This window comes from Psychrobacter sp. UBA2769 (genome assembly GCF_002352555.1).
In the GTDB taxonomy this organism is placed as follows: domain Bacteria; phylum Pseudomonadota; class Gammaproteobacteria; order Pseudomonadales; family Moraxellaceae; genus Psychrobacter; species Psychrobacter maritimus.
This window is the reverse complement of record NZ_DEIR01000015.1, coordinates 123414-136480: the sequence shown is the minus strand read 5'-3', so window position 1 is coordinate 136480 and position 13067 is coordinate 123414. Positions and strand designations below refer to the sequence as shown.

The 13067-nt window shown below is 43.1% G+C and carries 9 protein-coding genes; 7 read left to right on the top strand and 2 right to left on the bottom strand.

The annotated features are described in order from the left end of the window. The first annotated feature begins 132 nt into the window (after window positions 1–132). Complete coding sequence (locus B3Q63_RS07380) at window positions 133–801, top strand: hypothetical protein (RefSeq protein WP_201629490.1); 669 nt, start codon at window positions 133–135, stop codon at window positions 799–801. Between the two features lie 340 nt (window positions 802–1141). Here B3Q63_RS07380 and glnD read toward each other — a convergent pair whose 3' ends face one another. Then, window positions 1142–3883, bottom strand: a complete 2742-nt coding sequence (glnD, locus tag B3Q63_RS07375) for a [protein-PII] uridylyltransferase (RefSeq protein WP_414706325.1) — start codon at window positions 3881–3883, stop codon at window positions 1142–1144. A gap of 257 nt (window positions 3884–4140) precedes the next feature. Beyond that, complete coding sequence (gene map, locus B3Q63_RS07370; RefSeq protein ID WP_372830273.1) at window positions 4141–4932, bottom strand: type I methionyl aminopeptidase; 792 nt, start codon at window positions 4930–4932, stop codon at window positions 4141–4143. Between the two features lie 380 nt (window positions 4933–5312). On the opposite strand from map, the gene B3Q63_RS07365 reads away from it, so the two are divergent. From B3Q63_RS07365 to B3Q63_RS07340, 6 genes are all read left to right on the top strand, one after another. After that, window positions 5313–6410 carry an esterase/lipase family protein gene (locus tag B3Q63_RS07365; RefSeq protein WP_296175341.1) on the top strand — a complete coding sequence of 366 codons (1098 nt, stop codon included), beginning with the start codon at window positions 5313–5315 and terminating at the stop codon, window positions 6408–6410. Window positions 6411–6569: 159 nt separating this feature from the next. Then, window positions 6570–7700, top strand: coding sequence for a lipase secretion chaperone (locus B3Q63_RS07360; protein ID WP_296175339.1), 1131 nt, complete (start codon window positions 6570–6572; stop codon window positions 7698–7700). A 297-nt stretch (window positions 7701–7997) separates the two neighbouring features. Then, window positions 7998–8492: an META domain-containing protein gene (locus B3Q63_RS07355; protein ID WP_201562739.1), complete on the top strand. Its 495-nt coding sequence runs from the start codon at window positions 7998–8000 to the stop codon at window positions 8490–8492. A 370-nt stretch (window positions 8493–8862) separates the two neighbouring features. After that, complete coding sequence (locus B3Q63_RS07350; protein ID WP_296175336.1) at window positions 8863–9744, top strand: Xaa-Pro aminopeptidase; 882 nt, start codon at window positions 8863–8865, stop codon at window positions 9742–9744. A gap of 339 nt (window positions 9745–10083) precedes the next feature. Next, window positions 10084–10752, top strand: a complete 669-nt coding sequence (locus tag B3Q63_RS07345) for a hypothetical protein (RefSeq protein ID WP_296175334.1) — start codon at window positions 10084–10086, stop codon at window positions 10750–10752. A gap of 147 nt (window positions 10753–10899) precedes the next feature. Further along, complete coding sequence (locus B3Q63_RS07340; protein ID WP_296175331.1) at window positions 10900–12882, top strand: hypothetical protein; 1983 nt, start codon at window positions 10900–10902, stop codon at window positions 12880–12882. Window positions 12883–13067: the final 185 nt, after the last annotated feature.

The following is a 13067-nucleotide window of genomic DNA, read 5'->3' as shown; positions in this document are numbered from 1 at the left end:
ACAATGAGTTTTGAGTCTAGCCAATTTTCATCATGCTATTAAGCATCGATAAGATTGAGCAGGTGTAACTTATTAACCAAGCAAAAAATAACTGTCCGCAGCAACGACAGATTATTTTAAGGATACTTTGATATGTCTAGTGTTTTACAAACTGATGAGCGCAGCGCTAAAGATATCAATGACAAAGGTTTTGATGGGAATCAGCGTGCCGAGCTGTACGCGCAATTAAAACAACGCGAGCATGTCTGGTGGCAAGCGCGGCAGCAGCTGACGTTGTTAAAAGAAAGGCAGATGTTTTGGTTTGGCGATAATAGCTTTATGATGTGGCTGCTTTGGCAATTGGTCAGCTATGTTATTGTGGCGATGGTACTGATGCTGCTAAGCAAGCTGTTAGATATTTCGCTGCCTTTATGGCAGTATATAGGCTTATTCGCCATACAGACGCTGATTTTTATCGGGATGCTTTATTTTAAAGGTCGATTTGCCAACCATTTACAAAGCAAAATCAATCAAGCCGATGTATTGCGCGAAGAATTGCTTAATGAGATGACGATTTTGGCGGCAGATAGCCTATATCGTGATGTGCATGCCAAGGCGCCGATTTCTTTACGGCAAATCTATGAATATTACGATGGCAAGTTTCGTTTGGCAAGCTTGCAGCGCTTATTACAAAAAGAAGTGGAGGCTGGGCGCTTGATACTGGGGCAACAGCAGCTAAAAGCGCAAACGTTGCCGTTAGAGCTTGCTGATGATGAGCTGAAAGAAAATGCCAGTGAGATCATCTATAAAAGTGTGTTATAGAAATAGGCTATCTATAAAATAGTTGATTGGATAATCTGCTTTAAAATATATATCCTCTTTATATGAATCAGGTTTTATAAAAAAACGCTTGATAGCTATTAACTATCAAGCGTTTTTTGTTACTGTTTAACGGTTAGGTTTTTACTCTTTTAACGATAAATATTTAAGCTCAAATAAAACATAAATAAAGCACCTAAATATAAGCGCTTCAAAACAAAATCGACACCTAAAGAGTGATGTGCGACTGGTTAGATTTTTCTTGCTTGCTGTTATCACAGAGGCTACAAAAAATTCATCCCAGTCGCACTGTCTCGGCTTTAAAATGAATATCCTAGATACATTAAGCCTCGTTGCGAATGCTGAGACTTTCTATCAATGTCGCTTTTAACGTCTCAAGCTTATCAGCCGATAATGCCAAATCGTCTTGATCACTGATATAAAACATATCTTCGGCACGCTCGCCTAACGTGGTAATACGGGCGGCATGCACCTCAATCTTTTGTTGTAAAAACACTTGTCCGACGCGGGCAAGTAAGCCTGGTTGATCAAGGGTTTCTAAACTCATGATATGCTGATTTGAGGCTTCATTAAACTCAAAGTTAATCGTCGTTGCTACATCAAAGTGACGCAGCTGACGCGGAATCTTACGATGCGTCAGCTTGGGAACGGTCGGGTTTTTAAAAGCATCGATTAAGCGCTGTTTAAGTTCTTGTTGGCTGTCGATATCGACCAATAGCGTGCCGCTACGATCGAGCAATACATATGAATCCAAGGCAAAATCACGGGTGGCGGTAATAATACGCGCATCCAATACATCTAGATTCATCTGATCAAAGACTGCCATAGTAACGGCAAATAAATTGACCTGATCTTGGGTGTAAACAAACACCTGCACCGCATCAAGCGCCAGCTCACGATGCTCGCGCAATACCACCAATGGCGTGCTATCGGCATCAGAGGCGCGGCCAAGGGGCGGATGGTTTAAGATAGCTTCGGTATGCCATAAGATATCTTCTGCAATCTCGCGCAAAAAATACTCATCACCCAAGTCATCCCACAGCCTTAACACTTCATCGCGATTCATATGCTGATTGTCAACATTATCAAGCATGGCCAGTGCTTGTTTGCGCGTGGCACTAATCATATCTTGGCGGTTGGTCGGCGCGTCGATATCGGCGCGTAAGATGCGCCGCGTTTGAGAATACAGCTGTTTCATCAAGGTCGCGCGCCAGCTGTTCCAAAGCTGTGGATTGGTGGCATTCATATCAGCAACTGTCAGAACATAAAGATGGTTTAGATGGGTAACGTTACCGACTAAGTCTGCAAACAGCGTCACCACTTCTGGGTCTGAGATGTCCTTTTTCTGTGCTGTCATCGACATCAATAGATGATAGCGGGTCAGCCAGCCGACCAAATGGGCGTCTGCGGTACTCATACCATGGGCAAGACAAAACTCAATTGATTCCGTTTCGCCAAGTAAGCTATGGTTGCCGCCACGACCTTTGGCGATATCATGGAACATCGCCGCCAATACCAAAATCTCTTTGCGCTCGATACGTTGGAAGATAGAGCTGACCAGTGGAAATTCTTCAGAAAAGCGCGGATCGGTAAAACGATGCAAAATACGAATTAAAAATAAAGTATGGGCATCGACCGTATAGCGGTGAAATAAATCGTACTGCATCAGCCCCGTTACTTGGGCAAAAGCAGGAATGTAGCTGCCTAAAACGCCATAACGATTCATGGTGCGCAGACGATGAAATAAGTAGTTTTGCTCTTTTAAATTGGCTAAAAAAAGCGCCTGATGCGTCGGGTTGTCTCTATAAACCTGATCGATACCGCGCGCCGCTATTTTTAGCGCGCGCAGGGTGTGGGTACGGACATTTTTGATGCCGTACTGACCCATGAGTAAAAACATCTCTAAAATTGACTCTGGGTGCTGGGCAAATACCCGATGATGTGACATCGCGATTTGTTCACCGACTTGATTGAAGCGGGCGTTGATAGGATGTTTTTTTGGCCGCTCTTCATCCGGCAATTGCGGCTCTATAATCGTCTCATAGTAATGATTGGTCAGCATCTCAGATAATGTCGATATCTGCATGGCGCAGCGATAATAATCACGCATAAAGCGCTCAACGGCAGCATTAGGCTGATCATCGGGCTGCGTCTCATAACCCATTAACTGGGCAATTTCACGCTGATAATCAAACAACAGCTTGTTTTCATTGCGACCGGTCAGCTCATGTAAATAATGGCGTATTTGCCATAAATAGCCTTCGGCGAAATTTAACTCATCAAACTCTTTTTCCGTCAAAAAGTTTTGTTGTACCAAGTCATAAAGCTTACTGACCCGAAAGTAGCGCTTGGTCACCCAACCGATAATATGAATATCACGCAGACCACCGGGCGCGGTTTTGATATTGGGCTCAAGATTATACTCGGTGGCATTGTGCTGTAAGTAACGCGCTTTTGCTTCAGCGATTTTTACCTCATAAAAATCACGTGGCGACCATTGGGTATTGACGATTTTATGGGGTACTTCTTGCAGCTCCTCATTGCCGATTAATAGCCGTGCTTCTAATAGGGTGCTCGCAATAGTATGGTCTAGTGCCGCTTCCAAGCATTCACTAACGCTGCGTACTGATAGGGCAGGCTCAAGCCCAATATCCCATAGGAGCGCGACTAAATTATCAATTTTCTCACTGCTATCAGCCGTAATCTCATTTGGCGTCAACAGTAAAATATCGACATCTGAATATAATGACAGCTCACCACGACCATAGCCGCCGGTGGCAAACAATGCCAAGTCAGTCTTATCAAGCTCAAACCAGTTAAATAAAGCAATCAGTAAATCGTCGATGACGCAGGATCGCGCCGTGACCAATTGGCGAATATTGACGCCGCGTTCGAGCGCGCGGCTGATATCGTCATTGATTTGCAGTAGCCATTCAGGAAGCGCGGCTATTGCTATATCCGTTGCATGAACGGCGTTGCTTCTCTCGCTTTCATCTACTAGCGGTGAAACAGTTGCCACGCTATCCGCTGAGAGTGTCGCGCTATTGGTTGAAAGTAAGGGCATGGGCGTTAAATCAATGGCCGCGACATCACAATTAAACATGAGTGTTATCCAGTTAAAAATTTGCAAATGAGGGTACTAAAACGAACGTGCTACTGAGAGTATTAACAGTGCTGTCATCAAACTTAGCACTAAAGTTATTATTAAAACTACTATTAAACTTACATTAAAATTATCAAAATAAAAATCAATAAGCAGCATGGTCAATATGCCTGAATTATAAGGCAAAAAAAAGACCGCCTAGGCGATCTTTTATGATATTACTGGGTCAAAAAACTTAAGTCTTCTTCGGGGCGAGTGGTAAATACCTCACAGCCATTGTCCGTCACCACCATGGTATGTTCCCACTGCGCTGACAGCTTGCGGTCTTTAGTGATAGCCGTCCATTCGTCCGGTAAAATCTTGGTCTGCCACGTACCTTGGTTAATCATCGGCTCAATGGTAAAGGTCATGCCAGTTTTTAGCTCAAAACCCGTGCCTTTTTTACCATAGTGCATGACTTGTGGCTCGTGGTGGAATTCATTACTGATACCGTGTCCACAGAACTCGCGCACAATACTAAAGCGTTCCGGTTCGACCACTTCTTGGATAGCCGCGCCGACGTCGCCCAAGCGCGCGCCGTTTTTGACCACACTCATACCAGCATAAAGGGCTTCTTGCGCCACTTTGCAAATACGTTGCGCCATGATTGAGCCATTGCCGACAATCCACATTTTTGAGGTATCGCCATAATAGCCGTCTTTAATGACCGTGACATCGATATTGATGATATCGCCATCTTTTAGCAGCTTGTTGTCGGTTGGAATACCGTGACAAACCACATGGTTGACCGAGGTGCAGATAGATTTTGGGAAGCCATTATAGTTAAGGGGCGCAGGAATCGCTTCTTGTACATTAACGATATAATCATGGGCGATTTGGTTTAATGCTTCGGTGCTGATGCCCACTCTGACGTGTTCGTCGAGCATTACAAGGACATCACTGGCAAGTTTACCAGCCACGCGCATTTTTTCTATGGCTTCAGGAGATTGGATAAGGGATTTTTTAGTCATCATGGTCGTACTTATATTTATAGAATTTGGGTTGTCAATTATACCATAAATGTAGTAGGCACTGTTTTGCAAAGTGCTTAGCGAGTTTGTACGCCTCTACCAAATCAGTGCAATATACTGATACCAATCGTCTCAGCGCATTTATATGCATATACGTGACTATAAAGTCATTGAAATAGGCTGTAGACGTAAAAAAGCAGTTGAATGTTGCAGATTATAGAAGTATTGTAATTTTGTTTGCTAAATGAATTGGCAACGGTTTTTAGCGCTTGGTGCAGGATGCAATAACTGAGCGCTAAAAAATAAGCACTAAGCGTTAAAAAATAAGCACGATAAAAACCTCTTTAAACCCCCGTTTTTACAATAACAAGGATGTTGTTATGACTCTCAAAGACCGTTTTCGCGCGCCGCTCACGCCACGTGCACTTTTACCCTCACTGGGTGCCGCAGGCTCTATTGCCGCTGGTGTGCTGCTGATGACCCTGCAAACCACCTCTGCCCAAGCAGCTGGGCAGTATTATAACTGCGCCAATCCAACCGGCTGTAAACTGGTCAGTAGCAAGTATTTTACCTCAAGCCATACCGATACCAAATATCCTGTCGTAATGGCGCATGGGCTTGGCGGCTGGACGAAGCTGTTTGGCGTACTTGACTACTTTTATGGTATTCCTGAAACCTTGATGGCAGGTGGCAGCGAGGTTTATAGCACTAAGACCTCCGCTGTTAATAACAGTGAAGTGCGCGGTGAGCAATTACTACAACAAATCAAAACCATTACAGCGATTTCAGGTAAACCCAAAGTAAATTTATTTGGCCATAGTATGGGCGGTATCGATATTCGTTATGTCGCTGGTGTGGCGCCTAATTATGTTGCCTCTGTGACCGCGGTTTCAAGTCCCGAGCAAGGCTCAAAAATGGCTGACTGGGTCATTAAGCAAGTCGTGGAAGGTAGCGCGAATAGTGGCTATGCTGAAGGTGAATTTAACGTAGGCTCTCAGATTGCTTTAGGGTTCTTTAAGTTCGTTGGTGGCTTTATGGACGTCGGCTCGGGTATCAGCTTTAAAGAGATACAAGAGCAAGATGGCTGGGAGGCGGTAACGGCGCTATCTACTGCGTCTTCTGCGAAGTTTAACGCCAAGTTTCCAGCCGCTATGCCTAGCAGTTATTGTGGTCAACCTACCAATAATGAAGTCAACGGTATCAGGTACTACTCTTTTAGCGGTATCGGTCAAGTGACCAATGGCTTAGATCCCAGTGATTATCTCTTAGCATTGACTGGGACAACCTTTGATGGCGAGAGCAATGATGGTTTGGTTTCTGCTTGCTCTAGCCGTTTAGGCTACGTGATTCGTGATGACTATAAAATGAACCATTTAGATTCGTCAAATCAAGTATTGGGTTTGACGGCATGGGGACAGCCTAGTCCTAAAACTTTATATCGCGATCAGGTTAACCGCTTGAAAAAAGCCAACTTATAAAGCTAGTTTTTAAAGCTTGTTTTAGAGCTTATATATAAGTTAGCAAATTAACCGCTTTTAAATAAAAGGGTAAGTTCAATAGTGACCCTTTTATTTTATCCCATTTTATGGATAGTAACTCCCTATATAAACCGCTTGATTAAATAAGATATTGTCGTTATGTCACATAATCGCCGTGTACCATTTTTGCCCGTTATCATCGCTGTCATAGTCGTTTTAGTAGGAGCGATTATTTGGTGGTTTAAGCCGAATAATGATAGTAATGCTTATTCTCAAGAGCAGTCTACAGCGCTGGACAATCAAACAAGTGCCAGCTTTACAGACGAAGCAAATGTTAATAATGGCATTGACACATTATCTCAGCAAAGCAGTAGCCAATTTACCACAGGTCTTGAGAGTCTACCGCGCTCCTTGCAAGGGACGGATGTAGATGGTGAGATTATCATTGATGAAAATAAGCAGCTGGTCGTTACTGAAGGCTTAAGGCGCTTATTTGATTATTTCTTATCGGCGCTAGGCGAAGAAGAGGAAGCCGTCATTTATGCTCGGGTGGAAAGCTATATCCGCAGTCACACGCCAGAGCCAGCGGCAAGCCAAGCGGTGACGATATTTGACCAATACGTGGCCTATCTTAAAGCGATTCCTGCTATAGAAAACCGTTATGGCAACCTACAATTACAAGCGACAAAAACTGGCGAGCTGGATTTAAACGTGGTAGCACAGCAAAAACAAGACGTCGCCAAATTGCGCCAGCAACATTTTGATAAAGCGACCATTAAAGCCTTCTTTGGGGCAGAAGATGAGTATGATGATTACAGTCTTGCGATGGTCAAAATCAACCAAGACAAGCAGCTCTCTGACGCGCAAAAAGAAGCGGCCAGACAGGATTATATTAGCCGTATGCCAGACAATGCGATTAAAACCAATATCGCCCAGCAAGCCAATTTGGAGGAGTTAATCAGTCGTACAGAGCAGATGCAGGCGCAAGGCGCAACGGCTGAAGAATTATACAATATGCGCCGTGCTTTGGTCGGCGCGCCAGCAGCAGCAAGGCTTGCACAGGTCGATCAACAAGATGCTGACTTTGATCAACGTTTTAAGCAGTATCAAACACAAAAACAGCAGCTGTTAAGTCAAAATGCAGATAAAGTACAAGGGCAAACTCAAATTAATCAAATAGAGCAGCAGCTATTTAATGAAACAGAACGCAAACGCTTAGCAGGATATGCGGCTTTGCAAAAGCAAAAGGCAGCTGCTTTAAATTCTAGTGTCAATTCCAATTCTAATTAATTTAATGCTTGATTACATTCGATAAAGGCTTGGCTTCGAAACGAACTATTGGCTAAAGCGTTAGCAGGTAATAATTCCTCATATAAGGTGCGTTAGCAAAAAAACCATACAGTGGAACAAATAACGCGGTAATCGATACCCAATCTATAATGACAGTCAGCTATCATTTGTGCATAATAGCGCCATTGTTTAGGTTAATGAAGAAGACAATAAATTAATCATAATAAAAATGCATACTTAAAATAAAAGATAATGACTACTTTTTTATTTTGAATGTTAACCATTACAGGAGCTAATATGAAAAACATGACTAAAATGATGATGGCTGCAACCCTTGCTGTTGGTACACTTGCTGCAGCAGGTTGCCAAACCACGACCCCTAGTGTTACCGCACCTGTGACTCAACCAATTACTGCTGATGCCCTACAAGCGCATAACTGGCAGCTTGTCGATGCTAAGCGCACCAATGGCGAGAAAGTAAGCCAATTGTTCTTTGATCCAGCAAAACCATTAACGCTAAAATTCTTTAAAGATGGCACCACCAACCGTGTGACCTTTACCAATACTTGTAATAACATAGGTGCTAGTTATAGCGTCGTAAATGGCAATGTTGTATTAGGTAATGTCATGTCGACGATGATGGCATGCCCTGAGCCACAAGCCAGCTTTGATACCGCGACATTGGCGACGGTACAAGGTAAATACAGCATCAATAATAATGCTAATAATGTGCCTGTTTTGACTATTAAAAACGACAATCAAGTCGCTTATTTTAAAGCCGTTGCTAAATAAAGCAGTCTTTAAGTAACTGATTTATTTAATACAAATGCTATAAAATTTAATATAAATAATGCCTCACTAAGCAGTGGGGCATTTTTTTATCTAAAATTTGCCATGGTTTACGCTACACTGTCATGAGCTGCTAAACCAAGTATTTAGGCAGCAAAGTATTCAGGCAGCAATGATGTTTTTTATGCTATTCATTTTTTAACCTTATTTATTAAGATTCTCAGTACGCAATAATCAACATTTTATTGGACGTCATCTTATGTTTAAAATCTTTGTATCAAAGTCATTTTTCGATATACGTGCGCTGAGTAGCATCACGGCTATAACGGTGTTTAGTTTGTTAACGGGTTGTCAAACATTAACAACAAATAATATGGCTCAAACACCTGCTGATATGCGTGCGAGCAATCCACTGACGGCGCGCATGCCAGCGATAGATCGGCAAGGGCGCATTGCTTATGTCGAAGAGCAAGGGTTTGGCGCTGCAAAGATATCGACACTTTATAGCATTCGTCCTGATGGCAGCGACCGCCAATTGATAGATCAGTTAAATGGTTATATCTATGCGCCAGCGTGGTCAGCAGATGGTCAGATGCTGGCCTATAGCAAACAAGCACCGCGCCAGCATCCCAAAATTTATATTTATGAGCGCAAAAGCAACACGCAACATCTAATCGTAGATGCGGAGGGCAGTAATTTATCAGCCTCATTTTCGCCAGATGGGCAAAAACTGCTCTATAGCTCAACAGTTGGTGGTAATGCTGATATCTATGAGATGCGCCTAAGTGACGGCAATACCAAACAGCTGACCACGTTGCCAAGTACTGAGGTGCAGCCAAGCTACGCTAGCGACGGGCAAAGCTTTGTTTATACCAGTGATAAAGTTCGCGCTGGTCGCCCAAGTATTTATCGTTATAATTTTGCCACGGGTCATGCGAGTATTATACCGACAGCCGGCTATGCGGCCAGTCCGCAACTGAGTTTAGATGGTCAACGTTTGGCATACCTCAATGGTCGTAAGGCGGCGGTGATGACGCTTGCTACAGGACAAGTTATCAATTTAGCAGAAACGGGACTGGATGAGCCCGCGCGTCTGTCGCCTTCTGCACAGTACGCCGTCTATCCCACAAAGCTTTCGCAAGTGAGCGGTCAAAATGGTAGCAGTTTAGTTATTCATTCTTTAGCTGGCCATTCAAGTTACGCAATTAGTAGTAAGACAGGCGGCGTTGTGCGCTCACCGATTTGGGGTCGGTAAGAGCAAGACCTATGTATTATGTAATGGAATGTATATATAATCGCTAACAAAGAAACATAAGTTGATTGAATAAACTGCGATTTAGAGGTGGTATAGTCGTACGTTAAATTCCTCACAGCCAATTACTATATGGCAATACTGTCTTAGTGTTTAAAATACAACAAGCAAAGTTTCTGGAATAAAGTCTTGAGCACTAAGGTAATAGTTGAAGCTGAAATAATAAATCTGAATGAAGTAAATCTCATTAAAGAAACGTCGAGTAACTTTCAGTCATATAAAAAATCGTATAACCAAGACATCAAAATTTTGGATTAGGCGAGCAAAAGGAGAGAGCGGTTCATGCAAGAGTCCTTTTTAGTTTTTATCACTAAAATCAGTTTGTACCCGACGATTATTTTTACGGGGCTTGTCATGTTTGTGACGCTATATTGGCTGGTGTCATTACTCGGCATGGCAGATATGGATAGCGTAGATTTTGGTGAGCCAGATGGTGATGTTTCTACCTTGTCATCGACGGGGTTTTTCACTGGTCTCATGCTCAAATTTGGTCTTTATGGCGTGCCACTCATCATCATACTAAGCCTAATCAGCTTAATTGGTTGGCTATTAAGCTACTTATATACGAGCTTTTTACATCAATATTTTGACTCTGGTCTTTTGTATTATCTCTTTGGTACAGGGGCGCTCATCTTTGTATTGGTCGTATCTATGTGGCTAACAGGTATGATCATTGCTCCCATTCGCAAAAATATTGCCAAAATCCCCAAACGTAATGCATCTAGTAATATCGGTAAAATTGCCGTGGTACGTACGCTGAGTGTAACTGACAAACATGGTGAAGTAGAATTAAATGACGGCGGCGCAGGCTTGATACTCAAAATTCGTTCAGACATCAATAATGATTTGCTCAGGCAGGGTGATAGAGTGACGTTGATAGAATATTTAGAAGAAACCAATACCTACCGAGTCGCTCCCGTAAAAGAAAAGTTGTATAAACCGCCGCTATAAATAATTTTAAAATTGAAATAAATAACATTTCTCCATTCGCTTTATAAGTTGGCTGATTGGCGGTACAGAGATAGCTAATAGTTTGTTTTTAAGTATGGTATTAACTGTTTTAAATTTGGTTGCAATGTTCTCATTAAAGGAATGAATATGGATATACTCATTATCGTCGGCGTGGTTGTGGTGCTGGCGTTTGTTTTTATTATGGCAGCGCTGTTAATGCTCAAAGCCTTTTATTTTAAGGTAGAGCAGGGCAAAGCGCTGATTATCAATGGCGTGAGTAAAATCGCCGTACGTTTTGATGGCGGTTTTGTTTGGCCGATTATCAATAAAAAAGAATTGATGAGAATTTCCCTTATCACATTAGAGGTGGATAGACGCGGTAAAGAAGGGCTGATTTGCGCCGATAATATGCGTGCGGATATTACAGTGGCGTTTTACTTGCGTGTTAATGAAACAGAAGAAGACGTCCTTAAAGTTGCCAAATCGGTTGGGGTGGAGCGCGCCTCTGATAAAGTTGCCGTCAATGAGCTATTTAATGCTAAGTTCTCAGAAGCGTTAAAAACAGTAGGCAAGCAGATTGATTTCGTCAAACTCTTCGAAAACCGTAGCGAGTTTCGTGACAGCATCGTGCAAGAAATCGGTAATGATCTTAATGGTTATGTCTTAGAAGACGTGGCGATTGATTACTTAGAGCAAACTCCGAAAGCGTCACTCGATTCAAGCAATATTTTGGATGCTGAAGGTATCAAAAAGATTACCCAGCTAACAGCTTTCCAAAACGTCATCACCAATGAGCTTGAGCGTGACGAAGAGCTGGCCGTTAAGAAGAAAAACGTCGAGACCAAAGAGGCGATGCTTGAGTTAGAGCGCCAGCAAGCCGATGCTGAAGCTAAACAGCGCCGTGAAATCGCCTCAGTGATTGCCCGTGAAACCGCTGAAACGCGCAAAATTGAAGAAGAAGAGCGTAAAAAATCCGAAACAGCCGTTATCATGGTTGAGCAAGATTTAGCGATTCAGCGTGAAAATCAACAGCGTGAAATTGAAGTCGCTGGACAGAACCGCTTACGTGCCGTTGTGATTGAAGAAGAAAAAGTCACCCGCGCTCGTGATTTAGAAATCGTCTCGCGTGAGCGTGAAGTTGACTTGCAGCGTATTGAAGCTGAACGCGCCATTGAGCTTGAGAAAAAAGAAATTGCTAACGTCATTCGTGAGCGTATCGCGGTAGATAAAACGGTTGCACAAGAAGAAGAGCGTATCAAAGAAGTCCGCGAAGTGAGTGAAGCCGAACGCTCGAAGCAAACGCGTGTCCTAGCCGCCGAAGCCGATGCCGAAGAAATCAAAGTACGTCAGGTGAAAAAGGCTGAAGCAGAAGAGTTGTCTGCTAAGCATAAAGCGGTTGAGATTACCACGCTTGCGACGGCCAATCTTGAGGCCGCTGCCAAGGAATCTGAAGCCAAAATGAAAATGGCGGAAGGTATCAAAGCTGAAGAGTCTGCGCATGGTTTTGCTGAAGCAGCCATTCAAGAAGCCAAGTCTGTATCTTTGGAAAAAGAAGGGCTTGCCAAGGCTAATATTATCAAAGCGACTGGTCAAGCGGAAGCACAGTCAGAACGCGAAAAAGGCATGGCTGATGCTGAGATTATCGCCGCGCGCGGTGAGTCTAATGCCAAAGCGGAACGTGAAGTTGGGCTGGCAAAAGCGGAAGTTACCCGTGCGCATTTCCAAGCCGAAGCAGATGGTTTGGTCGAGAAATTCAATGCCATGGGTAGTATGAGCAAGGAAGCACGCGAACACGAAGAGTTCCGTATGGGACTTGAAACTGCGCTACAAGAAGCCATGGCATCAATTGAAGCCGGTAAAGAGATTGCCAAAGAAAATGCTGAAGTCTTGGCGGTCGCGTTACAAAAAGCCAAAATCGATATCGTCGGCGGTGAAGCGCACTTCTTCGATAATTTTGCCAAATCGTTATCTATCGGTAAAGCTATTGATGGTCTCGCTGGCAAGTCAGATACTTTAAGCGGCATTATCAATACTATGATGGCCAATCAAGTGATGACAAAAGCGAACAACGCCAATAAAGCCAACAAAGCTAATGACGAGCCTAATAAGACTGCTCAATATAATAACTAGTAATTTTAATTTTAATAAAAAATCTGTTGCTTAGGCGGCAGATTTTTTAGCCTGACAAGCTAAGATTACACGGCTAGAATTTATAAGTTTTCTAGCAGTAGGATCAAGTTCTTCCAGACCTTTATTACTTCCCTGAAGTGCTTCTTTGATTCAAAAAAACCTTAGATTTATCTTATTGCCTGAAA

Excerpts from the sequence above, each read along its gene's own strand:
- B3Q63_RS07360 (WP_296175339.1), top strand. The coding sequence starts at position 6,570 with ATGTCACATAATCGCCGTGTACCATTTTTGCCCGTTATCATCGCTGTC.
- B3Q63_RS07340 (WP_296175331.1), top strand. The coding sequence starts at position 10,900 with ATGGATATACTCATTATCGTCGGCGTGGTTGTGGTGCTGGCGTTTGTT.
- B3Q63_RS07350 (WP_296175336.1), top strand. The coding sequence starts at position 8,863 with ATGGCTCAAACACCTGCTGATATGCGTGCGAGCAATCCACTGACGGCG.
- B3Q63_RS07345 (WP_296175334.1), top strand. The coding sequence starts at position 10,084 with ATGCAAGAGTCCTTTTTAGTTTTTATCACTAAAATCAGTTTGTACCCG.
- B3Q63_RS07355 (WP_201562739.1), top strand. The coding sequence starts at position 7,998 with ATGAAAAACATGACTAAAATGATGATGGCTGCAACCCTTGCTGTTGGT.
- glnD (WP_414706325.1), bottom strand. The coding sequence starts at position 3,883 with ATGCCCTTACTTTCAACCAATAGCGCGACACTCTCAGCGGATAGCGTG.
- B3Q63_RS07380 (WP_201629490.1), top strand. The coding sequence starts at position 133 with ATGTCTAGTGTTTTACAAACTGATGAGCGCAGCGCTAAAGATATCAAT.
- B3Q63_RS07365 (WP_296175341.1), top strand. The coding sequence starts at position 5,313 with ATGACTCTCAAAGACCGTTTTCGCGCGCCGCTCACGCCACGTGCACTT.
- map (WP_372830273.1), bottom strand. The coding sequence starts at position 4,932 with ATGACTAAAAAATCCCTTATCCAATCTCCTGAAGCCATAGAAAAAATG.